We start from the raw sequence: 25,674 nt of genomic DNA, 5'->3' as shown, positions 1-25,674 counted from the left end.
GCGCCGGCGGGCGAAGAAGCTGGCGGGGGCGTCTTAGCATTTTCCCTCAGGCGACGGGCCATTCCTGAAAGCCTAGCCTTGCCCCGATTTCGCGCCCGTCCGGGGTGTGACTCGAAAGACTCACCTCAAAAAGTTAACGACCTAAACTTCTTATTAACCTTTTTTGGTGAGAAGTGGCGTGGTTAACAGGCGACAACCTCTCCTAAGCGGGGGTTACCAGGGGTAAGACAGGGGACTGCAATGCGCGTTCTGCTCATCGAAGACGAACCGACCACCGCCAAGGCGATCGAGCTGATGCTCACCACCGAAGGCTTCAACGTCTATTCGACCGACCTCGGCGAAGAGGGTTTGGACCTCGGCAAGCTGTATGATTACGACATCATCCTGCTCGACCTGAACCTGCCCGACATGCATGGCTACGACGTGCTCAAGAAGCTGCGCGTCGCCAAGGTGCAGACCCCGGTGCTGATCCTTTCGGGCATCTCGGAGATGGATTCGAAAATCCGCTCCTTCGGCTTCGGTGCCGACGATTACGTGACCAAGCCGTTCCACCGCGAGGAACTGGTCGCCCGCATCTATGCCGTGGTGCGCCGTTCGAAGGGCCACTCGCAGTCGGTCATCCGCACCGGCAAGCTCGCCGTGAACCTCGATGCCAAGACGGTCGAGGTCGATGGTGCCCGCGTGCACCTCACCGGCAAGGAATATGCGATGCTGGAGCTGCTGTCGCTGCGCAAGGGCACGACGCTGACCAAGGAAATGTTCCTCAACCACCTCTACGGCGGGATGGACGAGCCCGAGCTCAAGATCATCGATGTGTTCATCTGCAAGCTGCGCAAGAAGCTGTCGCTGGCCTGCGGCGGGGACAACTACATCGAAACCGTCTGGGGCCGCGGCTACGTGCTGCGCGACAGCGAGACCGAGGTCGAAGCGGCGTAACTGGTTGCGAGGGCGCCTCCGCGCCCTCGTCCTCGGCGCTGATCCGAGCCTTTCAGGCTCGGGCACCTGCGGCTCGCGCCGTGCGCTCGCGGCCCTTCGGACCGGGACAGCGCTTTTCACCTTTGATTGCGAGGACGCCCGGGGACCTGGATCCCCGGGCGTTCGCGTTTCAGCTGGCGCGCAGGAAGGTCGTCGTGCGCGGCTCGGGCATTTCGCCGTTCGCCCAGACGATCGTCTCGGTCATGCTGCGGCCGTCCTTCGCCACCGTGTAGACCCGGGTCGAGAACCGCTCGCCGCCCTTCGCCAGCGTCATCACCAGCGTGTCGGGCGCGGGCTGGCGCAGCGCGACCGAGTCGATCTCGGCGAAGTTGCCGCCGACCGGCACGGGGACGCCGTCCATCGCCGCGGTGGATTCGGCCTTGATCGTCCCGCCGTCGCGGTTGGCGATCCACACCAGCGTGTGCATCCGCCCGTCGGCCTGCGGGGTGAAGGTGATCGTCACCGACACCGGGCGCTCGTTCTCGGGCAGCCGCGCGACATCGAGCGACCATTTGCCCGCCAGCGGCGCGGCGGCAGCAGCGGCCTCGGCCGTCTCGGCCGCCTCAGGCAGCGTGGCGGTTCCGGCGGCGAGCGCGAGGCCCAACGCAGCGGCGGGGAGCAGGAATGCCATGGCTAAACGTCCTTTCGTCCATTCGAACCCCCTCTTGCGGGGAACGGACGGAGCCTCGGCCGGATCGGCGGGCGGCGACAGATCGATTTTCCTGTCCCAGACTTTCTGTTCCGCGAGCATCCGCGCCAGCTCGCGGCTGCTGCCCACCCCGGTCTTGCGCCGCGCCTCGCGCAGCCGTTCATTGATCGCAGCTTCCGAGCGGCCGAGCTGCGCCGCGATCGACTTCACCGTGTGCCCGCCCGCCAGCAGGCGCAGAATCTCGAGCTCCTTTTCGGAGAGTGCACCGGGCGAGATGCAGGGCGTGTTCGTCATCCCCCAAGCTCACCACGCCCCGTGCCCCGGCGTCCAGCACGATTTTTTCGTGCCGGAAACCTGTGCGCCTAGCGCGCCGCCAGATCTTCCTCGATCCGCTTGAGGAAATTCTGCGTCGACCAGTCGAAATCGGTCATCGCGATGTCGGGCGAGTAGAATTCCCCGTTTCCGCGCGGGCGGTTCACATACATCTTCATCGGGATGATCGCACGCGCCATGCCCGAGGGCAGCTCGGGGTTGCGCACCTCCATGTAGGTCGAATCTGCCGAGGAGGGCGCGCCGATCAGCTTCGTGTTGGGGAACAGCTTGAACACGTCGATCGCGTCGAGACAGGCGCTCGCGCATTGCCCCGGCACGATGACATAGACCGGCGCGGTCAGCAGCGGGGCGGGATCGGGGGCAGCGGCGCCCGCCGCCGTGGGCTCGTCGGTCTCGACATACCACGTCTCGCCCTTGGCCACCGCGGCCTCGAATGAGGTGACGAGCTTTGCCACCCATGCGGCGGTCTCGGCATCGCCCTGCTCGGTCATCAGCCGGGCGAAGCCGCGCACTTCCTCGAGATTGCCCGGCGTGGGCCGCCACCACACCGCGGTCTTCGCCGAGCGGCGCTCGGCACGCGCCTCGACCGCCTCCTTGCCCCACAGGCTCTCGGCGACCCGCAGGCTCCACAGCGAGGAGCCGCCCTGGTTGTAGCGCAGGTCCAGCACCACCGCGCGCGCGCCGCGGATCGTGTCGGCCCTGGCGGCGAGATCGGCGTAGAGCGTCTGGTAGGCGGCGTTGCCCGCTTCGTCGGGCTGGAAATCGGGTAGCGCGATCCAGTGGATGCCGGGCGCGCGCTCGGCGAGGCCGATGGGGAGGAGGTCGCCGTTGATCGAGCCGTTGCGCCATTCCTGATAATGGTCGGGGACCGGGCTCCAGCTCAGCGCGCGGTCCTCGGCCTTGCCATCGGCGACGAAGCGGCAGGTCTGCGGCAGGCGCACGAAAGGGTTGCCGTCGTCGATCAGCGCCAGCCGCGCCGAGGCCCACCATGCGCCCGCGACCTCCGCGCCGGTGCGCCAGCCGAACACCTTGGTCTTCACCCAGTCGGCGATCGGCGTCCCGTCGCAGCTCTCGATCCGGCTGCCGGCCGGAGGCCCGCCCTCGGCCGACTTGTAGACATACATCGCGTCCCCGCGCCAAGCCGCGACGAAGCCCGGCCAGCGGATCGGGGCTGCGAGTTCGGGCGGCAGCCGCGTAAAGGCGCCCGCGTGCCCGTCGTTCAGCACCGCGGTGAAGCGGTCGAGGCTGGCATCGAACCCGCCCGCGGTGGTGGCCTTCCGCGCGTAGTCAAGTGCCTCGGCCCGCGCGCGTTCGAGCAGCGCGGGGAAGCCGGGGTTGGCCGGATCGAACATGCCGGGGTGGTTGGCCCTGGTCTCGGCATAGACCGCCTCGACATCGGCGACGGCGAGCGCGGACCAGTCGGGCGGGGCGGCAGGCGAGGTCTCGGGGGATGGTTGGGCCATCGCAGGCGCGGCGGCGACGAGCGCGAGGCAAAGGGCGAGGTGTTTCATGGCGTGCTCCCCGAGTTGCCTCCTCATCCCCGCTCCCCGACCGGCAGGCGAGCGCCTGTCGGCCAATGCGCGGCTGGGCTCGACCGGCGGCACGCGCGAAGGGGGTGGAGTGGCGCGCGCCTTTTGCTAAGGGCTGCGGCCATGACGGCATTCAAGGAAGGCGATCCGACCACCATCGCGCGGCTTTACGGGCGTTCGGTCGGCAAGAAGCTGCGCACCTATCAGCAGGGGCTGGTCGACAACCTCCTGCCGCAGATCGCCGTGCCTGCCGAAGGTCCGGTGACCTCCGAGGTGCTGTTCGGGGATCAGCGCCCCCTCCATTTCGAGATCGGCTTCGGCGGGGGCGAGCATCTCGCCTATCGCGCCGACCTGCTCCCGGACCACGGCTTCATCGGCGCCGAGCCCTTCGTCAACGGCGTCGCGCAGGCGCTCACCCACGTGGCCGACCAGCGGCTCGCCAATATCCGGTTGCATCATGGCGACGCGCTCGAGGTGCTCAGCCGCGTGCCGGATGGCGCGCTGACGATGCTCTACCTGCTCCACCCCGACCCCTGGCCCAAGGCCCGCCACGCCAAGCGCCGGATGATGAACGATGGGCCGGTCAGGCTCTTCGCGCAAAAGTTGAAGCCCGGGGCCGAGTTCCGCTTCGGCACCGACCACGCGGTCTACCTGCGCCACGCGCTGATGGTGATGCAGCGCCACACCGATCTGTTCGAGTGGGTGGTGGAGAAGCCGGAGAACTGGCAGGTCCGCCCCTCCGGCTGGCCCGAGACCCGCTACGAACACAAGGCGCGCACGGTCTACGGCCACGAGGTGTGGTACTTCCGGTTCCGGCGGCGGTGAGGCCATCGGTCGCAGCTTCCTCGCCTGCGGAAATAAATCATATAAATGAGGTCTGACAGCGCCACTCTGCGCGCGGAGGCCTTCGATGATCCGGTTCGCGCTCGCCCTTCTCCCCCTGCTGCTGGCGGGCTGTGCCACGCTTGAACCGCGCATCGCCATCGACGCCGACTTCCCCGACCCCGCCGTGCTGCGTGACGAGGATGGCAGCTACTACGCCTATGCCACGCAAGCCCTGGTCGAGGGCCGGCAGGTCAACATCCAGATCGCCCGCTCGTCCGACTTGGCGGAGTGGGAGCACCTCGGCGATGCGCTGCCGGTGAAGCCCGGCTGGGCGAGCAAGACGCAGGACTTCTGGGCGCCCCATGTCGCCAAGGTCGAGGGGCGCTACCTGCTCTACTACTCGGCCAAGCCCGATGCGGCGCTCGATGACCCGTCGCAGGGCCTGTGCCTCGCCGTCGCCACCGCCGACCGGCCCGAGGGGCCCTTCACCGACACGGGCAAGCCGCTGCTGTGCTGCCCCGGCTTCGTCAACATCGACCCGATGCTGTTCGACGACCCCGCGACGGGCAAGCGGCTGCTCTACTGGGGCTCGGGGTTCGCACCCGTAAAGGTGCAGGAGCTGACGCGCGACGGTCTCGCCTTCGCCCCCGGCAGCGCGCCGATCGACCTCGTAGTGCCGGTGCCGACCGACGATCCGGCGAACTACCGCCGCCTCGTCGAAGGCGTTTGGGTCACTTACCGCGAGGGCTGGTATTATCTGTTCTTCTCGGGCGACAATTGCTGCGGACCCAACGCGCATTACGCGGTGATGGTGGCGCGCTCGCGCTCGGCGACCGGGCCGTTCGCGGTGAAGCCCGAAAACGGCGGGGTGATCCTCGCAGCCTCGCCCGGATGGATCGCGCCGGGGCACAATGCGCTTGTCCAGAAGGACGGCGAGACGCTGATCCTCTATCACGCGGTCGATGCCGCAAGACCCCGCTCCCGCCCGGAGGACGAGGTCAACACCCGCCGCATCATGCTCACCGCGCGGCTGGCGTGGCGCGACGGCTGGCCGGTGCTCGCCGACTAGCCTCGCCCTGCCGCAAGTGCCCCGCGCCTCGTCGGGTCAGGCGAAGGGTGCTCACCCATGACAGGGACGGCCGCTGTCCTGGCGCGCAGGATGTGCGTCACGCAACCTGCCACAGGAAGGCCAGACCCATGACCATCAGCACCCTCAAAGACCTCTACATCGATCAGCTGCAGGACCTCTACAGCGCCAACCGCCAAGCGCTGAAAGCGACCCAGGAACTGCACGACGCGGCGCACTCGGCCGAATTGCGCAAGGCCCTGTCTGCCGGGGCCGAGGGGATCGAGGAGGGCATGGCGCAGCTCAAGTCCCTGATCGAAAGCCACGACGCCAACCCGCGCGGCGAGCATTGCCGGGGGATGGAAGGCCTCGTCGCCGAAGCCCGCGCGCATGGCGTGGAGGCCGACTTTTCGGACGAGGACGTGCGCGACGCCTCGATCATCGCCCAGTACCAGCGCATGACGCATTACGGCATCTCGGGCTACGGCACGGTCGCTGCCTTCGCGCGCCGGCTGGGGCTGGAGGAGGACGCGGGCGTGCTCGCGCAGTGCCTCGAGGACACCCGCGGCGGGGACCGCAAGATGACCGCGATCGCCTCGGGCGAGGTCAATCCGGCAGCAGCCGAGGCGTAAAGCGGGGCGGCCCGCCCCGTCGCGCTGCGGCGGGCGGGTTGGCTGCGGCTGCACGCGCAGGAATGACGCATGCCGGGATTGTTTGACGATAGGTGCGAATTATGAGTTAAATCAGAGCATGGCAAAGTCCGGGGGGGGGGGAGCTGCCGTGCTTCGTGAATGGCTGAACTGGATCGTCGGCTGGATGGGATTTTCCGCCGATCGCAACGAGGCGGCCGAGATGTTCCCTCTGGCGTCGCAGATCATGCTGGGCATCGTTGCGGCTGCTTTGGCTTGGGTGCTCATTCACAGTGGTCAGAGGCGATCTGCCGAAGAAGCCAGACGGCTCGAGCGGGCGAAGTTTCTGCATGACCTCGATGAAGAATATGCCCATTTGCTGGCGCGGCGCTGCATAGCAAAGATAGCTCCCGCTGAATATCGAAACAAAGACGTCTTCATTTGCGATGAGAGCGAACTAAGTGTCTTCGAATACGTTTTGACCAAGAACGTGGTTTGGTTTGATGCACCGAAGACGGAAGGCGGGAGTCCGGGCGGTGACAGACTGTACCTTTACGTAAACGGTCACAGGTACATCGAAGTCAGTGAGGGGGTATTTATGGAGACCCTCACAATGCACAGGATAATCGCCTGGGCCAAGCGAGTGGCGGCCGGCCTTCAGGCGAGGATCATCGATCCAACCGATGTCCTGAACATGTGGCGGCATATCCTGCCGCTGGCACGCAGCAACCGGTTCGCATTCATGGCGTCCATGTTTGGCGTATCCGAGGCGCGGGCCGCGCAGGCCGATCAAACCGACCGGCTTGCGATGTTCTATCAGAGCCCATGGCTTCGCTGGGCCTATCGCAACACAAAACGCGTGAGGGCAGTCCAGGCCGCATTTGCAGATGCGCTCGACCTGCTTTCGCCGGTAAAGCGCGGCACGCCTCCACATTGGTCAGGCGACATCGCCCCGCTCTATCTGCTGATCCGAACAGTCGTCCGCCATGCAATCGGTCAGGGGCGTCTTGAAGTTCTCAACTACGTCGGTGTCGACCAAGGCCCCGGAGCGCTGCCGCGGAGTTCAGATGGTGCCGACCCGCGAAAGCTCGATCCGATCCTTGCAAATCAGATGTTCAGGTAACTGCGCTTCGGCGTACATATCTACCCCACGACCCCCGCGCCCGCCAGCACCGCCAGCGTCAGCACGTCGGGCACGCTGGCGGTCATCGGCACGATCTGCACCGGCTTCTCGACCCCGATCATCATCGGGCCGATGGTGGCGTTGCTGCCCAGCTCGCGCAGCAGCTTGGCAGACAGGTTCGCCGATTGCAGCCCCGGCATGATCAGCACGTTGGCCGGCCCGGAGAGGCGGCTGAAGGGATAGAGCGCCATCACCCTGGGATTGAGCGCCGCATCGGGGGCCATCTCGCCTTCGTATTCGAAACCCGGATCCTCCTTGTCGAGGATCGCCACCGCCGCGCGGATCGAATCGAGCCACTGGCCGGAAGGATTGCCGAAGGTCGAATAGGAGAGGAAGGCCACTCGCGGCTCATGCCCCATGCGCCGGGCGACCGCGGCGGTCTCCCGCGCGATATGGGCCAGCATCGCCGCGTCGGGGCGTTCGTTGATGGTGGTGTCGGCGAGGAAGGTCGTGTGGTTCTTGCCGATCAGCATGTGGATGCCGAAAGGCACCGCGCCGGCCTTGGCATCGAGCACCAGGTTCACCTCGCGCACGGTCTGCGCGAAGGTGCGGGTCATGCCGGTGATCATCCCGTCGCCATGCCCCAGCGCGACCAGCAGCGAGGCGAAGACGTTGCGGTCCTGATTGACCATGCGCCGCACATCACGCTCGGTATAGCCGCGCCGCTGCAGGCGCTTGTAGAGGAAGGAGACCATCTGCGGCACATGCTCGCTGTCGGCCGAGTTCTGGATCTCGAAGCTGCCCGGATCGCCGACCGAAAGCTGGTGCAGCTTGTCGAGCACGGCCTTGGTGCGGCCCACCAGAATCGGCGTGCCGTAGCCGAAATCGCGGAACTGGATCGCGGCGCGCAGCACCACTTCTTCCTCGGCCTCGGCGAAGACCATGCGTTTGGGATTGGCCTTGGCCATCTCGTAGATGCCGGAAAGCACCGAGGTGGTCGGGTTGAGGCGGCTGCGCAGCTGCATCCGGTAGGCGTCGAAATCCTCGATCCGCGCCCGCGCCACGCCCGAATCCATCGCCGCTTTCGCAACGGCGGAAGACACCACCTCGATCAGGCGCGGATCGAAGGGGGCGGGGATGATGTAGTCGGTGCCGAACTTGTGGTTCTTGCCATAGGCGCTCGCGACTTCCTCGGGCACCTGCTGGCGCGCCAGCTCGGCGATGGCCTGCGCGGCGGCGACCTTCATCTCCTCGTTGATGGTGGTCGCCTGCACGTCGAGCGCGCCGCGGAAGATGAAGGGGAAGCCGAGGACGTTGTTGACCTGGTTGGGGAAGTCCGAGCGGCCGGTGGCGATGATCGCGTCGGGACGCACGGCCTTGGCCTCGTCGGGCATGATTTCGGGGACGGGGTTGGCCATGGCGAAGATGATCGGCTTGTCGGCCATCTTCTTGACCCACTCCGGCTTCAGCGCGCCCGCCGCCGAGAGGCCGAGGAAGATGTCCGCGCCCGCCAGCGCTTCCTCAAGGCTGGTGGCACTGGTGGCGACCGCGTGGGCGCTTTTCCACTGGTCCATGTCCGCGCGGCCCGGCGTGATCGGGCCGGTGCGGTCGCACATGATGACGTTGTCGTGCCGCACGCCCATCGCCTTGATCAGCGCGGTGCAGGCGATCGCCGCCGCGCCCGCGCCGTTGACCACGACCTTCACGTCCTTGAAGTCGCGCCCCGTGATGTGACAGGCGTTGAGCAGGCCTGCCGCGGTGATGATCGCGGTGCCGTGCTGGTCATCGTGCATCACCGGGATCTTCATCCGTTCCCGCAGGGCGGCTTCGATGATGAAGCATTCGGGGGCCTTGATGTCTTCAAGGTTGATGCCCCCGAAGGTCGGTTCCATCAGCGCGACGGCGTTGATGAACGCCTCGGGGTCTTCGGTCGCAAGTTCGATGTCGATCGAATCGACGTCGGCGAAGCGCTTGAACAGCACCGCCTTGCCTTCCATCACCGGCTTGGAGGCCAGCGCGCCCAGATTGCCTAGGCCAAGGATAGCGGTACCATTCGAGATCACCGCAACGAGGTTCGCCTTGGCGGTATAGCGCGCCGCAAGCGAGGGGTCGGCGGCGATGGCCTCGACCGGCACGGCGACGCCGGGCGAATAGGCAAGGCTGAGGTCGCGCTGCGAGGTCATCGGCTTGGTCGCGACGATCTCGAGTTTCCCCGGACGGATCGTCTCGTGATAGAACAGCGCTTCGCGCGCGGTGAAGCCGCCCTTGTTGGGTGTGCCGTTCTCTTCCGACATGGTGCCCGATCCCTCTTGCGATCCCTAACGTAAATCGCCCCCCGCTTAGCGTCGCGCGGGCCGATGCGATAGGTCGTTTATCGCACCAGGTTCGGGGAAAGCTGCAATTGGCAACATTCCCGAATCGGGTCGCACAGGCGTAGGCGATGGCGATGGCCGCGCTCGAGGATCCCAAACCCACGCCGATGATGGCGCAATATCTGCGCCTGCGCGAGGAGGCGGGCGATGCGCTGCTGTTCTACCGGATGGGCGATTTCTTCGAGCTGTTCTTCGAGGATGCCAAGCGCGCCGCCGCGATCCTCGACATCGCGCTCACCACAAGGGGCGAGCATGGCGGGCAGGCGATCCCCATGTGCGGGGTGCCGGTGCACTCGGCGGAGAGCTATCTCGCGCGGCTGATCAAGGCGGGCTGCCGGGTGGCGATTGCCGAGCAGGTCGAGACGCCCGAGGAAGCCAAGGCCCGCGCCAAGCGCGAGGGGCTGCCGTCCTCTAAGGTGCTGGTCGGCCGTGCGATAGTGCGGCTGGTGACGGCGGGGACGCTCACCGAGGAAGCCTTGCTCGAGCCGCGCCGCGCGAACGTGCTGGTGGCGCTGGCGGAACTGCGCGGGAGCGTGGGGATCGCAGCGGTCGATGTCTCGACCGGCGCGATGGTGCTGGAGGAATGCGCGGCTGACACGCTGGGCGCGGTGCTGGCGCGGTTGAGCCCGAGCGAGGTGGTGGTGCCCGAAGATTGGTCGCACGGCCCCGAGGAGGCGATCTACCGCCCGCGTACGACCTTCGCCAGCGATGCCGGGGCCGAGCGGTTGAAGGCGGTCCACGGGGTGGCGACGCTCGATGCCTTCGGCGTCTTCACCCGCGCCATGCTGGCCGCCGCCGGGGGGCTGGTCGCCTATCTCGACCATGTCGGGCGCGGCAGCCTGCCGCTGCTGCTGCCCCCCGTGCTGCGCGAGACCGCCAGCACCATGGCGATGGACGCGGCGACGCGGGGGAGCCTCGAAATCCTCGAATCCGCGCAAGGCGCGCGCGCCGGCAGCCTGATCGGCGCGGTCGACCGCTGCGTCACCGGCGCGGGCTCGCGGCTGCTGGCGGAGGACCTGTCCGCGCCCTTGCTCGATGCCGCCGCCATCGAGGCGCGGCTGGCGCTGGTGCAGTTCTGGCGCGACCGCCCCATCGAGCGCGCGCAGCTGCGCGACATTCTGCGGGCGATCCCCGATCTCGGGCGCGCGCTCGGGCGGGTGGTGGCGGGAAGGGGGAGCCCGCGCGATCTCGGCCAGCTGCGCGACGGGCTGTCGGAGGCCGCGCGCCTCCACCACTGGCTCACAGGCGCGCCCGACAAGCCCGCATTGCTCGCTGACGTCATCGCCCGTCTCACCGGCCACGGCGCGCTGACCGATCACCTGTCGCGCGCACTCGTTCCCTCGCCGCCGACCGAGCGCTCTTCCGGCGGGTTCATCGCCGACGGCTACGATGCCGCGCTCGACGAGTTGCGCGCCACCTCGGGCGATGCGCGCCGGGCAATCGCGGCAATGGAAGCGCGCTACCGCGAGGAAACCGGCATTGCGACGCTCAAGATCCGCCACAACGGGGTGCTGGGCTATTTCATTGAGGTCGCCGCGCGCCATGCCGATGCGCTGATGGCCCCCGACAGCGGCTTCACCCACCGCCAGACCATGGCGGGCGCGGTGCGGTTCAACTCGCTGAAGCTGCACGAGGAAGCCGCGCGCATCGCCGAGGCCGGGGGCCATGCGCTCGCCTGCGAGGAAGCCCATTTCGAGGCGCTGGTGGCAGAGGTGGTCGCCGCCCGCGAAAACATTGCCGCCTCCGCCGCCGCCCTCGCCCGGCTCGATGTCGGCGCGGGCAATGCCGAGCGAGCCGCAGAGGGCGACTGGTGCCGCCCGGAGATTGCCGAGGACTCAGGGCTCGCCATCACCGCGGGCCGCCACCCGGTGGTCGAAGCGGCGCTGGCGAAGACCGGCGAGCGTTTCGTCGCAAACGACTGCCAGCTCGCCGCCGACAACCGCCTGTGGCTGATCGGCGGCCCGAACATGGGCGGCAAATCGACCTTCCTGCGCCAGAACGCGCTCATCGTGCTGCTCGCGCAGGCGGGCTGCTTTGTCCCCGCCTCTGCCGCGCGGATCGGCCTCGTCGACCGCCTGTTCAGCCGGGTGGGCGCGGCCGACAACCTCGCGCGCGGGCGCTCCACCTTCATGGTCGAGATGGTCGAGACCGCCGCGATCCTCGCGCAGGCCACACATCGCAGCTTCGTGATCCTCGACGAAGTAGGGCGCGGGACATCGACCTATGACGGCCTCGCGCTCGCCTGGGCGGTGGCCGAGGCGGTGCATTCGCAGATCGCCTGCCGCTGCCTGTTCGCGACACATTACCACGAACTCGCGCGCCTCGCCGAAACCTGCGAGGCCTTGAGCCTGCACCACGTCCGCGCGCGCGAGTGGCAGGGCGATCTGGTGCTGCTCCACGAACTCGCCGATGGCCCCGCCGACCGTTCCTATGGCCTCGCGGTCGCGCGGCTCGCCGGGGTGCCCGCGAATGTCGTTGCCCGCGCCAAGGCGGTGCTCGCCAAGCTCGAAGCCACCCGCGAGGCGACGGGGGGAATCGCGGCAGGCCTCGGCGATCTGCCGCTTTTCGCCAACCTGAAGCCCGCCGAGCCCGAACCGGCGAGCCCCGAACAGCAACTTGCCGAGGCCCTGCGCGCCGCCGATCTCGACGCTCTTACCCCGCGCGAGGCATTGGATCTTCTCTACGAATGGAAGCGCACCCTGCCGGGTTCAGGGCGGTGATTTCAACCAAGGCTTAACCACGTCCCTGTTATGCGCGCGGACATGATGAGGCTTCTCTTCCAGAACAGCCGCATGGCGCTCGCCTTCGTAGTTCTGATCGTGCTCGGCGCGGCGGCGATCATCGGTCCGCAAGGCAATGGCGGGCTGGTTACCCGCGCGGTGAGCCTGTCGGAATCGCAGAAGGGGCTCTTCTCGGGCGCGCGGCAGACGCAACCGGCGGCCGAGAGCCAGCCGAAAGCACCGCCTTCGGTTTTCGGAAATTACGATCCCCAGGCCCCGGCAAACGCGGCGCCTTCGGGCGGCGGATCCGGCGCCGCGGCAAGCAACCCGATGACTGCCCCGCTGGCGCCGACTGCGGTCATCGCGGGTCCTGCCAGCAGCGATCCGATCATTCCCGAGGACGACGTGCCGCAATAATCCGTCCCGGATGCCCTGCCCGGCGGGGCGGCGTCATTCCTCCTCGTCCGCCGCATCCTCTTCGCTCAGCGTCTCGCCGTCGGCGGTGAGCCAGTCGCTGTCTTCATCGTCGGTGGTCTCGCCGCCGTAGGTGCCGGGCTCGTCATCGTGGTTGGGTTCGCCCGCGAAAGCCGACATGTCGATCCGGCCTTCGCCTTCCATGCGGCGCATCTCGTCGATCAGGTCGCCGGTGCTGTCGGGGGCGGGATCGTACTCGTCCGCCTCGGGCTTGGTGCTTTCGAGTGGGCTGGAGGTGCGGCTGTCCTCGCGCCGCGCGTCCTCCGCGACATCCTGCGCCTGAGTACCCTCGTCATCCTGCTCGCGATTTCGGGTCTCGTGGGTGAGGCCCTCGGGGTGGCCCGGGATTCTGGCGTTGTCAGTGTTCATGGCTTCTCTCCTTCGCCGGGCCTTACCCGGCGGGAGCGCCGATTGTTGCCATGCCCTGCGGCGGGCCGACGCCTCAGCGCGTCGGAACGGGCGCCTCGCCGGTGTAGTCGTAAAAGCCCCGGCCGGTCTTGCGGCCGAGCCAGCCGGCCTCGACATATTTCACCAGCAGCGGCGCGGGGCGATACTTGCTGTCGCGGGTGGTCTTGTAGAGCACCTTGATGATGTCGAGACAGGTGTCGAGCCCGACGAAATCGGCCAGCTGCAGCGGCCCCATCGGGTGATTGAGGCCGAGGCGGCAGCCCTTGTCGATATCCTCGATCCCTGCGGTCGACTGGCCGAGCACGAAGACCGCCTCGTTGATCATGGGGAGCAGGATGCGGTTGACGACGAAGCCCGGCTCGTCCTGCGAAAGCACCACTTCCTTGCCCAGCCCGCGCGCAAAGGCGGTGACCGCTTCGGTCGTTTCCTTGGCGGTGGCGAGGCCGGGGATGACCTCGATCAGGCCCATCACGGGCACCGGATTGAAGAAGTGCAGCCCGATGAAGCGCGCCGGATCGGGCGAGTGGTTGGCCATGCGGGTGATCGGGATCGACGAGGTGTTCGACGCCATGATCGCCTGCGGGGCCAGCACCTGGCCGGCCTTTTCGAAGATCGCGTTCTTGATCTCCTCGCGCTCGGTCGCTGCCTCGATGATGAGATCGGCTTCGGCGAAGGGGGCGTAATCGGCGACCGGGGTGATGCGCGCGAGCAGCGCTTCGGCCTCGGCGGCCTCGATCTTGCCGCGCCCCATCAGCTTCACCAGCGCCGCTTCGACATTGGCCTTGCCGGCCTCGGCGCGGGGCAGGTCGACGTCGGTCAGCATGACTTTCATGCCATTGGCTGCGACTGTCTGTGCGATCCCGGTGCCCATCTGGCCGGCGCCGATCACGGCGATGTTGCGCATGGGGCTGGTCATGGGGAGTAGGTTCCTTCGCAGGTGCAGCAATTCTGCCGCCCTAGCGAGGCCTTTGCGCAAAAGCTAGCGATTAGCGCGCTATCTGTTTTGGCCGGGCACCCACTTCACGTCCGCGCGGCCATCGTCATTGGCCACGCGGGCGAGCACGAAGAGCAGGTCCGAGAGGCGGTTGATATAGGCGAGCGCGGACGGGTTGACCGCGTCCTCGGCCGCCAGCGCGACAATCGCGCGTTCCGCGGCGCGGGTCGTGGCGCGGGCGACATGGACCCGCGCGGCCGCCTCGCTCCCGCCGGGCAGGACGAAGCTGGTGAGCGGTTCGAGCCGCTCGTTGTGCGCGTCGATCTGCGCCTCGATCCACAGCGGCTGGCTGGGGACGATCCGCAGCACCATCTCGCTAGGGGTGAAGTCCCCGTCGGCCGAAGGCGTGGCGAGGTCGGCGCCGAGATCGAACAGGTCGTTCTGCACGCGGGTCAGGAGCGCCTTCTCGGCCTCGCCCGTCAAAGCGCAGATGGCAAGGCCGATGGCGGAGTTCGCCTCGTCCACCAGCCCCATCGCCGCGATCCGCGCGCAGTGCTTGGGGCATCGCGAGCCATCGACGAGGCCCGTCGTCCCGTCATCCCCGGTGCGGGTGTAGATCCGGTTCAGCTTGACCATTGGTTGGAGGGCTTAGCGCGACACCGCCAGCAGGATCGCGACCACCGCGATCGCCAGCCCCTGGTACTTGATGCGCGCGAACATCGCCTTGTTCTGAGCGAGCTGCATGTCGGTCGCGGTGGTGCCTTCGCCGGTCTCGAGGTCGATCTTGGTCGTCTTGAGGAAGGCGATGATGCCCTTCACCAGCGAAAAGGCGGTAAGGCCCATGAGGATGAGGAGCGCGGGGATGAGGACATAGGTCATGGATGCCTAAATGGACGCTTGAGGCTCAGGTTCCAAGTGACAAAAGTTGCACACGCAGTTGTTCGGCGAGCATCCGCCCGTCTTCGCCAGCATCGCGCCGCTCCGCGAGGGCAGGCGAGCCGCGGCGCTTGGCGAGCTTTTCGCCGTCTTCACCGAGCAGCAGCGGATGGTGGTGCCAGCGCGGGACGGCGAGGCCGAGCAGGGCTTGCAGCGTGCGGTGGATGTGGCTCGCGGCGAAGAGATCGGCGCCGCGGGTCACCAGCGTGACGCCGTCCGCCGCATCGTCGAGCGTCACCGCAAGGTGGTAGCTGGCGGGCAGGTCCTTGCGCACCAGCACCACATCGCCGAGGCCGGAGAGGTCGACGGTCTGCGACCCCGCGCGCGCGTCCTCCCACATCAGCGGGCCGGTTGCCGCCAGTGCCTTTTCGGCATCGAGCCGCCATGCAGCAGGGCGCGACGGATCGGGCGGGCGGTGCTTGCAGGTGCCGGGGTAGATCAGCCCGTCGGAGCCCTCGACCGCACCAGCCGCCTCGATCTGTGAGCGGGTGCAGGTGCAGGGGTAGAGCAGCCCCTTCGCCTTCAGGTCTTCGGCAGCCGCCGCATAGCTGGCAAGGCGGGTCGATTGGGCGGGGACCTCTTCCCACTCGAGCCCCAGCCATGCGAGATCGCGGCGGAATTCGTCGGCCAGTTCGGGCCGGGAGCGCGGCCCGTCGATATCCTCGATCCGCAGCAGGAACCGCCCGCCGCCCGCGCGCGCCAGATCATGCGCCGCGATCGCCGAGAGCGCATGGCCCAGATGCAGCCGTCCGTTGGGGCTCGGCGCGAAACGGGTCACGGGCGGGGCGGGGCGATCCATCGCAAAGGCCCATGCCACAGGACATTTTCTTTCGCTATCCACAGGTCATGCACAGGCTGTCCCTGTGGATAGCCACCCTGTCACGGGTTTGACTCTTTGCCCTGCCACGGCATGCTCACGTCAATCAGGGAGGAACGCGCGTCGTGTTCAATGCCGAACTGATCGAGAAAGTGGCGAAGTTCCGCGGGATCGACGAGGATCCGACGCGCAATCTTTCGGCCTGCCCGGCGCTGGTGCTCAACGCCGATTACACGCCGCTGTCCTACTACCCGCTCTCGCTCTGGCCGTGGCAGACCGCGATCAAGGCGGTGTTCCTCGACCGGGTGGACATCGTCGCGAGCTATGACCGCGAGGTCCACTCGCCCAGCTTCGACATGAAGATCCCGAGCGTCATCGCGCTGCGGCAATATGTGAAGCACTCGGAATTCCCCGCCTTCACGCGCTTCAACGTGTTTCTGCGCGACCGATTCCAGTGCCAGTACTGCGGCAGCCACGATCACCTGACCTTCGACCACGTCACCCCGCGCCGCCTCGGGGGGCGGACGACGTGGGAGAACATCATCACCGCCTGCGCGCCGTGCAACATGAAGAAGGGCGGGCGCACGCCGAAACAAGCCGGCATGCCGATCCACCAGGCGCCGATCCGGCCGACCAGCTGGCAATTGCAGCAGCACGGCAAGATGTTCCCGCCGGGCTACCTCCACGAGACGTGGCGGGATTGGCTCTACTGGGACGTCGAACTGGAGGCGTAAGGGCTGGGCTGGCCGGGCTGGATCAGCTTGGGCCGCGCAACGGAGAAAATCAAACCGATGGAAGCAGCCTCGCTGCGATGCGAGGCCGGATCGATGTCGGCAGACGATCCCGCCGAGCACCGATCCGGCAGATGGATCAGTCTACGTTGCGTTCGCCTCTGATGATCGGTTCGATCGAAACGAGAACCCAGTTGGGATCCTCGGGCGTTCCGAAGTTTTGATAGACGAAGCATGCGGACGCATCGCAAAGCCGGAAGGTGGTTTGGTCGTTCGACACCACGTGTTGGGGGATGTGGTGCGCGGCCGCCTGGGAGATCGGGAGAAGGCTCGCCAGCGCGAGGCTGAGCAGGATCTTCTTTCTCATGATTGGCTCCTGATTGGGTGAAAGGCATCGTTCGAACGATGGTGTAGTCTCGCTATTGGCGTGAGCTTAAATATTTCAATTTATTGCTATTGGCGCTGAAACGAGGCGGGCGGCAGACCAACGCCCGGGCCCAGCCCCCGACGCCGATGCGGAGGCCGAGCCGAGCCCCGCGCTACGGGAGAGCACGAGCGCGACGCGGATTGACACCTGCCGCACGATCCCATAATTCCATAATTATCGAATCGTTGGAGGATGCCGTGCATTCCGATCTGGTCATCCGCGCGCTCGGCGCTCTTGCGCAGGAGCACCGCCTCGCCGCTTTCCGGCTGCTGGTGCAGGCGGGGGCCGAAGGGATTCCGGCGGGCGTGCTGGCCGAGCGGATCGGCGTCCCCGCCTCCTCGATGAGCTTCCATCTCGCCCAGCTCGCCAATGCCGGGCTCGTCACCCAGCGGCGCGAGAGTCGCTCGGTGTTCTATGCGGCGGACTATGCCGCGATGAACGGCCTCATGGCCTACCTCACCGAAAACTGCTGCGGCGGCCTGCCTTGCGAGGACGCCGCCGCCTGCCCGCCTGCGACACCCAAGGAGACTGCCCAGTGAAGCGCTTCCACCTGCATGTCGGCGTGACCGACCTCGATGCCTCGATCGCCTTCTACACCCACCTGTTCGGCGCGGCGCCGGAAGTGGTGAAGGCCGATTATGCCAAGTGGATGCTCGAAGACCCGCGCATCAACTTTGCGATCTCGATGCGCGAGGGCGCGGTCAAGGGGATCGAGCATGTCGGCCTTCAGGTCGAGGACGAAAGCGAACTCGCCGAGGTCTATGACCGGTTGAAGGCCGCGGACCGCCCGGTGCTGGAAGAGGGCGCGACCACCTGCTGCTACGCCAAGTCGGAGAAGAGCTGGATCGCCGATCCCGACGGGGTGGTGTGGGAAGCCTTCCTCACCACCGGCGGCAGCACCACCTATGGCGGCAGCCCCGATCTCGAACAGCTGGCGAATGCCGGTGCGGCGACGGGCGCCTGCTGCGTGCCGCAGATCGCGTCCGCCGCGCCTGCTCCGGCGAAATCGGGCTGCTGCTGAACCACATCGCGGGGGCGAGACATGAACATTCTGGTGCTGTGCACGGGCAATTCCGCCCGCTCGATCCTTGGCGAGGTTATCCTCGGCCGCCTCGGCCCGGGGCGGGTGACCGCCTTCAGCGCGGGGAGCCAGCCCAAGGGCGCTGTCCATCCGGGCGCGCTGCGGCTGCTCGCCGCGCGCGGGATCGATGCGGGCGGGCTCCATTCCAAGAGCTGGAACACCTTCACCGGCCCCGACGCGCCGCAGATCGACCTTGTCATCACCGTGTGCGGCAGCGCGGCGGGGGAGGCCTGCCCGATCTTCCCCGGCACGCCCTTGCGCGCGCACTGGGGCCTGCCCGATCCGGCAGCGGTGACGGGCGATGACGCGGAAGTCGATGCCGCCTTCGCGCAGACCTGGGACTGGCTGACAATGCGCGCCGAGGCCTTCCTCGCGCTCCCCTTCGAGACGATGGAGCGCGCCGAGTTGCAGGCGCGGCTTGCCGAGATCGGGGCAATGGAGGGCGCTGCGTGAGCCGCGCGCTGTTTGCGGAAGCCCTCGGCAGCTTCTTCCTCTTCGCCACCGTGGTCGGCTCCGGGATCATGGCCGAGAGCCTTGCGGGCGGGAATGTCGCCATCGCGCTCATCGGCAACACGCTGGCGACGGCGGCGATCCTGTTCGTGCTGATCACCATGCTGGGGCCCGTCTCGGGCGCGCATTTCAATCCGGCGGTGACGCTGGTGTTCGGCCTGCGGCGCGAGATCGGCGCGGGGCTGGCGCTCGCCTATGTCGCTGCGCAGCTGGCGGGCGGCATCCTCGGGGTGTGGACCGCGCATCTGATGTTCGACCTGCCGATCCTGCAATGGAGCGACACCGCGCGCACCGGCACGGGCCAATGGGCGGGCGAGGCGGTGGCGACCTTCGGGCTGGTGCTCACCATCCTCGCCACCATCGAAGCGCGCCGCGAGTGGGTGCCGGTCAGTGTCGCGCTCTATATCGCGGCCGGATACTGGTTCACCTCTTCGACCAGCTTCGCCAATCCCGCTATCACCGTGGCGCGCAGCCTCTCCGACACTTTCGCCGGGATCGCGCCGGGCGATGTGGCTGGCTTCGTGGCGGCGCAAGTGTTGGGCGCGCTGGCGGCGCTGGGTGCAGCGCGGCTGCTGCGGCAGCCCGGGGACGCACAGGCCTGACGAGAACCGGCGCTCGCGCGTTGCAATTCCATGACGCATCGCTAGGCGGAGGCGACACGCGCCAACGGGGATTCGCACTTCCATGAAGATCATGTCCGGCAATTCGAACCTGCCGCTCGCCCGCGCGATTGCGGCCTATCTCGAAATCCCGCTGACCGATGCCAGCGTGCGGCGCTTCTCCGATGAGGAGGTCTTCGTCGAAATCCACGAGAACGTGCGCGGGGAGGACGTGTTCGTCGTCCAGCCGACCAACTTCCCGGCGAACGACAACCTGATGGAGCTGCTGATCTGCATCGACGCGCTGCGCCGCGCTTCGGCCAAGCGGATCACCGCGGTGGTGCCCTATTTCGGCTATGCCCGGCAGGACCGCAAACCCGGCCCGCGTACGCCGATTTCCGCCAAGCTGGTGGCGAACCTCATCACCGAAGCGGGCGCCGACCGGATGCTGGCGGTGGACCTTCACGCCGGGCAGATCCAGGGCTTCTTCGACATCCCGACCGACAACCTCTACGCCGCCCCCGTCATGGCTGCCGACATCCAGGCCCGCTATGGCGACCAGCAGCTGATGGTGGTCTCGCCCGACGTCGGCGGCGTGGTGCGCGCGCGGGCGCTGGCGAAGCGGCTCGACAATGCCCCGCTGGCGATCGTCGACAAGCGCCGCGACCGTCCGGGCGAATCTGAAGTGATGAACATCATCGGCGACGTCTCCGGGCGGCACTGCATCCTGATCGACGACATCGTCGATTCGGGCGGCACGCTGTGCAATGCGGCCGAGGCGCTGCTCGAGGGCGGGGCGAAGTCGGTTGCGGCCTACATCACCCACGGCGTGCTCTCGGGCGGCGCGGTGGCGCGCATCAATGGCTCGAGCCTCAAGGAGCTGGTCATCACCGACTCGATCCGGCCGACCGAGGCCGCCGAAGCCAGCGATCGCATCCGCATCCTCCCCATCGCCCCGCTGGTGGGTGAGGCGATCCGGCGGATTGCGGATGAAAGCTCGGTCAGCTCGCTGTTTGACTAACCTCGTCATTGCGAGCCGCAGGCGACGCAACCCATGACCCACCCTCTTGGCAACCGGCGACGGCAGGCCATGGGTTGCCGCGTCGCTTCGCTCCTCGCAATGACGAAGGGGTGAGCCGATGTTCGACCCCGTCGAAGTCCGCGCACTCCTGATCGAAGCGGCCCGCGCGCGGCAGACCTTCACCTACGGCGCGCTCCTCAACATCCTCGGCCACACCTTCACGCGGCCCTTGATGCGGCAGCTGTGCAAGGTGCTCGACCGCATCGACGAGGACGGGCGCGCGGCGGGCGAGCCGGGGCTGGCGGTGCTGGTGGTGCGCCAGTCGGACGGGCTGCCGGGGCAGGGGTGGTTCGTCAGCCGCGCCAGCGTCTACGACGATCTGCCGTTGGAGTGGGAGGGGGTCAAGGCGAAGCGTTACACCGAGGCTCGACAGGCCGAGGCGTTCGATTATTGGTACGCGCGATGAGCGACCCTGCAAAACTGCCGCACTGGGTGCAGATCACCCCTACCCTCGGCGTCTCCGACCTTGCCCGCGCCATGGCCTTCTATCGGGACGTGCTTGGCTTTGGCGTGTGGAGCCCGGGCGGCGGTTATGCCTATGTGGAACGCGAGCGCGTCGCGTTGCGCATTCTCGCGCTTGAGGTGACCGGTGCCAACCCGCCCGGCCGCATGCATGCCTATGTCGACATCATCGGGCTCGACGCGCTCTTTGCCGCGCTCGAACCCGCGCTTGCCACGCTTCCTGACGACCGCTGGGGCCCGCCCGCCGATCAGCCGCACCTCCAGCGGGAATTCTGGGTGCGCGATCCGGACGGGAGCCTCCTGACCTTCGGCGAGGGCATCGGCCCCAACGCCGCGCAATGGGATTACCGTCTGTGACCGATAAGGACCTCGCCCTCGCCTTGGCGCTCGCCGATGCCGCCGGGGCCGCCATCCGCCCCCTGTTCCGCGGCCAGTGGTCCGAGGAGCGCAAGGCCGATCGCACCTATGTCACCGAAGCCGACCGTGCCGCCGAGGCCGCGATGCGCAAGCTGATCGAGGCGGAATTCCCGCGCGACGGCATCATCGGCGAGGAATACGGCACCCGCAACGAGGGCGCCGGGCGGCAGTGGGTGCTCGATCCGATCGACGGCACCACCAGCTTCATCGCCGGCCGCCCGATCTTCGGCACGCTGATCGCCTTGTTGCAGGATGGCTGGCCGGTGCTCGGGATCGTCGACCAGCCGGTGAGCGGCGAGCGCTGGGTGGGCCGGATCGGCCAGCCGACGCTGTTCAACGGCAAGCCCGCCGCAACCAAGCCTTTGAAGGACCTCGCCGACGCGGTGCTCGCCACCACCAGCCCGCACGCCTTCACCAACGAGGAGGCCGACGCCTTCATGTCGGTCGCCAAGGCCGTCGCCGAGCGCAAGATCGTCTATGGCGGGGACTGCTACAATTACGGCCTCGTCGCCAGCGGCCATATCGACATCGTGATCGAGGCGGGGCTGAAGCTCCACGATTACGCCGCGCTGGTGCCGGTAGTGGAGGGCGCTGGCGGCATGATGGCCGACTGGCAGGGCAACCCGCTCGACGCCGGCTCCGACGGCACGGTGATCGCGCTGGGCGATCCGGCGCGGCTCGAGGATGTGCTCGAGGCGATGGGGTAGGGGTGCACCTGTTCGTCTACGGCGTGCTGCGCGAGGGGCTGGGGGACTGGCCCTTCCTCGCCGGGCTAGGGCCGGGGCGGGCGGCGACCACCAGCGGCGCGCTGTTCGCGATTCCCGATCCGCAAGGCTGGTATCCCGCGCTCGTGCCGGGCGAGGGCATGGTGAGCGGCGCAGTGCATGACGCGGGGCGCATCGATCTGGCCGCGGTCGACGCCTTCGAAGGGTCCGACTACACCCGCCGCCCGATCTCCGTGCAGGTCGCAGGCGAGACGATCACCGCCCACGCCTACCTCTGGACCGCGCCCCTCCCCGCCGGAGCCCCGCGCATCGCCCATGGCGATTTCGCCCGCTGGCTCAGGGAGACCGGCCACGCGCCTTTCGGCCGGCTGTGACCCTGCGCGCCCGCAATTCGAGGGATGACAGCCGAACGCGATCTGTTAGGCTTTTGCCATAATTCTCGTCAGGGAGGGGAAACATGATGAAACAGACCTTTTGGGCGGCCTTTCCGGCCGTCTCCGCGCTCGCGCTCGCCGGGGCCGTGCCCGCGCTGGCGCAGGTGGCGAGCCCGCCGCGCCCCGTGACCGACCCCGCCTCCATCGAAAGCCCCGCCAACCCCGATGCCGCCCCGGTCCCGGTCGAGGACCTGTCCTACTCGCGCACCCTCGGCGCGACCGCGTGGAGCACCGATGGCAGCGAGATCTTCCTCGTCACCAACCTGACCGGGCGCAACAACATCTGGAAGATCCCGGCGACCGGCGGCTGGCCCGTCCAGCTGACCCGCTCGGATGAACGCCACGCTGGCCTCGTGCCCTCGCCCGATGGCAGGCTGCTCTATTACACGCAGGACGTCGGCGGCGACGAGCAGTTCGATATCTACGCCGTGCCCACCGGCGGGGGCGACGCGCGCAACCTTACCGCCACCCCCGAACTGCGCGAGAACGATCTGCTGATCGCGCCGGGCGGCACCAGTGGCGTCGTCTCGACCAAGCTGCGCACCGAGGGGCAGGTCAACCTCGCCCTCATCGACCTTGCCACCGGCAAGACCACCCCGCTGGTGACCGAGGCCGATCCGGCCCTGCGCTGGTCGCCGGTCGCCTGGATCGAGGGCGGCAAGGCACTGATCGCCTCGCGCACCAATCCCAACCAGACCTTTGCCGAAGTGTGGCGGGTCGAAGTGCCGAGCGGGGCGAAGACCCTGCTGCTCGGCAAGGCCAAGACGATCTACAACGCCAGCGACGCGACGCCTGATGGCGGGCTGATCGCGGTCAGCACCAACGAGGGTACCGGCCAGCTGCGCGCCGGGATCTACGACACCGCCAAGAAGGCGTGGCGCTGGCTTGCGCCGACCCCGTGGTCGCAGACCGCAGGCACCTTCAGCCCGGATGGCAAGCGGCTGACCGTGATCCGCAACGAGGACGGCCGCACCTCGGCGACGCTGGTCGACGTGGCGAGCCTTGCCGAAACGCCGATCCCGCTGCCCGCCGGGGTCAACACCTTCGCCGGTGGGGAGGAGCCCTTCTCGCCCGATGGGGGCCGCATCCTCGTCGCCCATTCCGGGGCCGACACGCCGAGCGATCTGCAGGTGGTCGATCTCGCCTCGGGCAAGGCGACCACGGTGACCGCGATGGCGCTCGCCAGCCTCAAGTCCGAGAACCTGCCGAAGTCGCGGATCGTCACCTATAAAAGCTTTGACGGCACGCTGGTGAGCGCGATCGTCACCATGCCCTTCAACCTCAAGCGCGATGGCACCAACCCGGCGGTGATGCTGCCCCACGGCGGCCCGACCGGCCAGAGCACCGACGGCTTCAACCGCACCGCCACCGCGCTCGCCAGCCGCGGCTATATCGTGATGCAGCCCAATGTCCGCGGGTCGACCGGCTATGGCCAGCCGTTCCAGAACGCCAACTATCAGGACCTTGGCGGCGGCGACCTCAAGGACATGATCGCGGGCAAGCAGTTCCTCGTTGAGAGCGGCTATGTCGATCCCAAGAAGGTCGGGGTCACCGGCGGGTCCTACGGCGGCTACATGACCCTGATCGCGCTCGCCAAGACGCCCGACGAGTTCGCGGCAGGCGCGCAATTGTTCGGCATCATCAACTGGTTCAGCATGTACGAGACCTCGGACGCGCTGCTGCGGCAATACCTGATCTCGCTGCTCGGCGATCCGGTGAAGGACCGCAAGGTCTACGAATCGAACTCGCCGATCACCTATATCCGCGCCATCAAGGCCCCCCTGCTCTCGCTCCAGGGCGACCGCGACATCCGCGTGCCGCGCGGCCAGGCGGAGGAAGTCGCCGCGATCCTCAAGGAGATCGGGACACCCAACGAGACGGTGTTCTACCCCGCCGAGGGCCACGGCTTCGTCAAGCGCGAGAATCAGATCGATTCGCTCACCCGCGTGATCGACTGGTTCGACCGCTACCTGAAGGGCAAGCCGGCGAAGTGAGGGGGGCGCCTCGGAGGTGATTCGGGCCGTTGGTAATGAGGTGAGGTTGGCTGTTGGGCGGTGTTCGTCAAGAGCTGCCGTGCGGCTGGCGAGCGCGTTGCGATGGTTCCTCCAAGCCTCTAAACTCCTCGCATCAGGAGCATAAAGATGAGGGCTTGGAAGCTTGTGGTCGCCGCGGCTTGCCTGTTTCTGCAAGGCTGTGAGCGTGACGGCGGCGTTATCCAGAAAGTCCGAATTGGCGAGCTTCAAGGCACGTTTGTCATAGAGGACGATGACCGGACGACGCCTCTGACCGGGGTCAGGCACTCGGTTTTTTATGCTGTGGAAGGCGAACGTTCGCTGATTTTTTCAGGGACTGGCGGACCTAAGCCCACGCTGTCGCTCCTTACGCCTGATACGCTGCTCATCCGCTATTGCGGGGGTTCGATTGACCGCGCTTCCTCATTTATTGAGGGCGGACCGAGCGGTTACGGCAGACTTATTCGAGTGCAGCCAATCACCTCCGTTGGGCTCGCCGCTAAAGGGCAGCCAATTTGCTAGGTTCTCCGGCGGCAGCAATCCACCATTCGCCCCCATCCCTCTTGCCTTTCGCGCCTCTCCCGCCTAAGCGCGCGCACTTCACTGACACGAATCAATCAGCCAGCCTGGCGACAAGGGCTGCCATGGCCGGTTCCGACGTGTCTCGATCAGGAGATGAAAATGCCCAAGCTGAAGACCAAGAGCGGTGTGAAGAAGCGCTTCAAGATCACCGCCACCGGCAAGGTCAAGCACGGCGTCGCTGGCAAGCGTCACCGGCTGATCAGCCACAACGCCAAGTATATCCGCACCAACCGCGGCACCTCGGTCCTGTCGGCCAATGATACGCCGACGATCAAGAAGTGGGCGCCCTACGGGCTGGATTGATGCGAGCGAGGGCCTAGCGCCCGCACGCACCTCAGAAACAAGGATATACTGATATGGCACGCGTCAAACGGGGTGTTACCACCCGCGCCAAGCACAAGCGGATTCTGGACCAGGCCAAGGGCTATCGCGGTCGCCGCAAGAACACCATCCGCATCGCCCGTCAGGCGGTCGAGAAGGCCGGGCAATACGCCTACCGCGACCGCAAGGTGAAGAAGCGGACCTTCCGCGCCCTGTGGATCCAGCGCATCAACGCGGCTGTCCGCATGGAAGGCCTGACCTATTCGCAGTTCATGCACGGCATCAAGCTGGCTGGCATCGAGCTCGACCGCAAGGCGATGGCCGATCTCGCCATGAACGAAGGCGGCGCCTTCAAGGCCGTGATCGCCCAGGCGAAGGCTGCGCTTCCGGCGTAAGTTCCTCGTGGCTTCGGCCCGGCACCAGATCAGAGGCAGGCTCCCACCCGGGGGCCTGCCTCTCTTCGTTTCGGGTTGTAAAAATCCGCCAAAACCCTTGTAGAACC

The 25,674-nt window shown here is 67.2% G+C and carries 31 protein-coding genes; 22 read left to right on the top strand and 9 right to left on the bottom strand.

Going from position 1 to position 25,674, the window contains the following annotated elements:
- Positions 1-186: hypothetical protein (locus AX708_RS21135; RefSeq protein WP_233999642.1), on the top strand; the 186-nt coding region annotated here is incomplete at its 5' end.
- 54 nt (positions 187-240) lie between these two features.
- Positions 241-936, top strand: a complete 696-nt coding sequence (gene ctrA / locus AX708_RS10150) for a response regulator transcription factor CtrA (RefSeq protein WP_017665026.1) — start codon at positions 241-243, stop codon at positions 934-936.
- A 169-nt stretch (positions 937-1,105) separates the two neighbouring features.
- On the opposite strand, the gene AX708_RS10145 is transcribed toward ctrA, so the two are convergent.
- Positions 1,106-1,918, bottom strand: a complete 813-nt coding sequence (locus AX708_RS10145; protein WP_082745676.1) for a helix-turn-helix transcriptional regulator — start codon at positions 1,916-1,918, stop codon at positions 1,106-1,108.
- A 68-nt stretch (positions 1,919-1,986) separates the two neighbouring features.
- Positions 1,987-3,468, bottom strand: coding sequence for a S41 family peptidase (locus AX708_RS10140; protein ID WP_066531853.1), 1,482 nt, complete (start codon positions 3,466-3,468; stop codon positions 1,987-1,989).
- A 141-nt stretch (positions 3,469-3,609) separates the two neighbouring features.
- On the opposite strand from AX708_RS10140, the gene AX708_RS10135 reads away from it, so the two are divergent.
- From AX708_RS10135 to AX708_RS10120, 4 genes are all read left to right on the top strand, one after another.
- On the top strand, positions 3,610-4,311 hold the full coding sequence (locus tag AX708_RS10135; RefSeq protein WP_066531852.1) for a tRNA (guanosine(46)-N(7))-methyltransferase TrmB: 702 nt from the start codon (positions 3,610-3,612) through the stop codon (positions 4,309-4,311).
- An 85-nt stretch (positions 4,312-4,396) separates the two neighbouring features.
- A complete protein-coding gene (locus tag AX708_RS10130; RefSeq protein ID WP_066531851.1) occupies positions 4,397-5,380 on the top strand; it encodes a glycoside hydrolase family 43 protein in 984 nt (327 codons plus the stop codon).
- A 128-nt stretch (positions 5,381-5,508) separates the two neighbouring features.
- Positions 5,509-6,009 (top strand): ferritin-like domain-containing protein, encoded by a 501-nt coding sequence (locus AX708_RS10125; protein WP_066531850.1) that lies wholly within the window; start codon positions 5,509-5,511, stop codon positions 6,007-6,009.
- Positions 6,010-6,127: 118 nt separating this feature from the next.
- Complete coding sequence (locus AX708_RS10120; protein ID WP_066531847.1) at positions 6,128-7,129, top strand: hypothetical protein; 1,002 nt, start codon at positions 6,128-6,130, stop codon at positions 7,127-7,129.
- A 20-nt stretch (positions 7,130-7,149) separates the two neighbouring features.
- Here AX708_RS10120 and AX708_RS10115 read toward each other — a convergent pair whose 3' ends face one another.
- Entirely contained in the window at positions 7,150-9,423 is a 2,274-nt protein-coding gene (locus AX708_RS10115; protein ID WP_066531844.1) for an NADP-dependent malic enzyme, read from the bottom strand.
- A gap of 152 nt (positions 9,424-9,575) precedes the next feature.
- Between AX708_RS10115 and mutS the strand changes: the two genes are divergently transcribed.
- Both mutS and AX708_RS10105 read left to right on the top strand, forming a co-directional pair.
- On the top strand, positions 9,576-12,221 hold the full coding sequence (gene mutS / locus AX708_RS10110) for a DNA mismatch repair protein MutS (RefSeq protein ID WP_082745681.1): 2,646 nt from the start codon (positions 9,576-9,578) through the stop codon (positions 12,219-12,221).
- Between the two features lie 42 nt (positions 12,222-12,263).
- Positions 12,264-12,638, top strand: a complete 375-nt coding sequence (locus AX708_RS10105; RefSeq protein ID WP_156443484.1) for a hypothetical protein — start codon at positions 12,264-12,266, stop codon at positions 12,636-12,638.
- 33 nt (positions 12,639-12,671) lie between these two features.
- Here AX708_RS10105 and AX708_RS10100 read toward each other — a convergent pair whose 3' ends face one another.
- The 5 genes from AX708_RS10100 to gluQRS form a co-directional block, all read right to left on the bottom strand.
- Positions 12,672-13,064, bottom strand: coding sequence for a hypothetical protein (locus AX708_RS10100; RefSeq protein ID WP_197426231.1), 393 nt, complete (start codon positions 13,062-13,064; stop codon positions 12,672-12,674).
- Positions 13,065-13,137: 73 nt separating this feature from the next.
- On the bottom strand, positions 13,138-14,007 hold the full coding sequence (locus tag AX708_RS10095; protein WP_066531866.1) for a 3-hydroxyacyl-CoA dehydrogenase NAD-binding domain-containing protein: 870 nt from the start codon (positions 14,005-14,007) through the stop codon (positions 13,138-13,140).
- Positions 14,008-14,097: 90 nt separating this feature from the next.
- Positions 14,098-14,673 (bottom strand): cob(I)yrinic acid a,c-diamide adenosyltransferase, encoded by a 576-nt coding sequence (locus tag AX708_RS10090; protein WP_066531839.1) that lies wholly within the window; start codon positions 14,671-14,673, stop codon positions 14,098-14,100.
- Between the two features lie 12 nt (positions 14,674-14,685).
- Positions 14,686-14,916: an HIG1 domain-containing protein gene (locus AX708_RS10085; protein ID WP_066531837.1), complete on the bottom strand. Its 231-nt coding sequence runs from the start codon at positions 14,914-14,916 to the stop codon at positions 14,686-14,688.
- A gap of 25 nt (positions 14,917-14,941) precedes the next feature.
- Entirely contained in the window at positions 14,942-15,772 is an 831-nt protein-coding gene (gene gluQRS / locus AX708_RS10080; RefSeq protein WP_066531836.1) for a tRNA glutamyl-Q(34) synthetase GluQRS, read from the bottom strand.
- Positions 15,773-15,915: 143 nt separating this feature from the next.
- On the opposite strand from gluQRS, the gene AX708_RS10075 reads away from it, so the two are divergent.
- Positions 15,916-16,524, top strand: coding sequence for an HNH endonuclease (locus AX708_RS10075; protein ID WP_066531834.1), 609 nt, complete (start codon positions 15,916-15,918; stop codon positions 16,522-16,524).
- Between the two features lie 136 nt (positions 16,525-16,660).
- Here the strand turns inward: AX708_RS10075 and AX708_RS10070 are convergent, their stop codons facing one another.
- Positions 16,661-16,888: a hypothetical protein gene (locus AX708_RS10070; RefSeq protein ID WP_066531833.1), complete on the bottom strand. Its 228-nt coding sequence runs from the start codon at positions 16,886-16,888 to the stop codon at positions 16,661-16,663.
- A 257-nt stretch (positions 16,889-17,145) separates the two neighbouring features.
- Between AX708_RS10070 and AX708_RS10065 the strand changes: the two genes are divergently transcribed.
- The 13 genes from AX708_RS10065 (at position 17,146) to rplT (ending at position 25,567) form a co-directional block, all read left to right on the top strand.
- A complete protein-coding gene (locus AX708_RS10065) occupies positions 17,146-17,487 on the top strand; it encodes a helix-turn-helix transcriptional regulator (RefSeq protein WP_082745680.1) in 342 nt (113 codons plus the stop codon).
- Entirely contained in the window at positions 17,484-17,969 is a 486-nt protein-coding gene (locus AX708_RS10060; RefSeq protein WP_066531829.1) for an ArsI/CadI family heavy metal resistance metalloenzyme, read from the top strand. The genes AX708_RS10065 and AX708_RS10060 overlap by 4 nt, the downstream gene beginning before the upstream one ends.
- A gap of 21 nt (positions 17,970-17,990) precedes the next feature.
- Positions 17,991-18,482, top strand: a complete 492-nt coding sequence (locus AX708_RS10055; protein WP_066531826.1) for an arsenate reductase ArsC — start codon at positions 17,991-17,993, stop codon at positions 18,480-18,482.
- Complete coding sequence (locus tag AX708_RS10050; protein ID WP_066531824.1) at positions 18,479-19,141, top strand: MIP/aquaporin family protein; 663 nt, start codon at positions 18,479-18,481, stop codon at positions 19,139-19,141. Before AX708_RS10055 ends, AX708_RS10050 begins: the two co-directional genes overlap by 4 nt.
- An 82-nt stretch (positions 19,142-19,223) precedes the next feature.
- Positions 19,224-20,159 (top strand): ribose-phosphate pyrophosphokinase, encoded by a 936-nt coding sequence (locus AX708_RS10045; RefSeq protein WP_017665012.1) that lies wholly within the window; start codon positions 19,224-19,226, stop codon positions 20,157-20,159.
- Positions 20,160-20,277: 118 nt separating this feature from the next.
- Positions 20,278-20,625 (top strand): ribose-phosphate pyrophosphokinase, encoded by a 348-nt coding sequence (locus AX708_RS10040; RefSeq protein ID WP_066531822.1) that lies wholly within the window; start codon positions 20,278-20,280, stop codon positions 20,623-20,625.
- Complete coding sequence (locus tag AX708_RS10035; RefSeq protein WP_066531820.1) at positions 20,622-21,038, top strand: VOC family protein; 417 nt, start codon at positions 20,622-20,624, stop codon at positions 21,036-21,038. Before AX708_RS10040 ends, AX708_RS10035 begins: the two co-directional genes overlap by 4 nt.
- Positions 21,020-21,805: a histidinol-phosphatase gene (hisN, locus tag AX708_RS10030; protein ID WP_066531818.1), complete on the top strand. Its 786-nt coding sequence runs from the start codon at positions 21,020-21,022 to the stop codon at positions 21,803-21,805. The genes AX708_RS10035 and hisN overlap by 19 nt, the downstream gene beginning before the upstream one ends.
- A gap of 2 nt (positions 21,806-21,807) precedes the next feature.
- Entirely contained in the window at positions 21,808-22,197 is a 390-nt protein-coding gene (locus AX708_RS10025; RefSeq protein WP_066531816.1) for a gamma-glutamylcyclotransferase, read from the top strand.
- 83 nt (positions 22,198-22,280) lie between these two features.
- The gene (locus tag AX708_RS10020; RefSeq protein ID WP_082745675.1) at positions 22,281-24,251 is read left to right on the top strand and encodes a S9 family peptidase; all 1,971 of its coding nucleotides are present in this window, start codon (positions 22,281-22,283) and stop codon (positions 24,249-24,251) included.
- A 147-nt stretch (positions 24,252-24,398) separates the two neighbouring features.
- Positions 24,399-24,791: a hypothetical protein gene (locus tag AX708_RS20455; RefSeq protein WP_156443483.1), complete on the top strand. Its 393-nt coding sequence runs from the start codon at positions 24,399-24,401 to the stop codon at positions 24,789-24,791.
- Positions 24,792-24,950: 159 nt separating this feature from the next.
- Entirely contained in the window at positions 24,951-25,154 is a 204-nt protein-coding gene (rpmI, locus tag AX708_RS10015) for a 50S ribosomal protein L35 (RefSeq protein WP_026092007.1), read from the top strand.
- 53 nt (positions 25,155-25,207) lie between these two features.
- Positions 25,208-25,567 carry a 50S ribosomal protein L20 gene (rplT, locus tag AX708_RS10010; protein ID WP_066531814.1) on the top strand — a complete coding sequence of 120 codons (360 nt, stop codon included), beginning with the start codon at positions 25,208-25,210 and terminating at the stop codon, positions 25,565-25,567.
- Positions 25,568-25,674: the final 107 nt, after the last annotated feature.

Origin of the sequence: Erythrobacter sp. CCH5-A1 (assembly GCF_001557115.1) — a bacterium.
GTDB lineage: Bacteria > Pseudomonadota > Alphaproteobacteria > Sphingomonadales > Sphingomonadaceae > Erythrobacter.
This window is presented reverse-complemented; position numbering and strand designations above follow the sequence as displayed.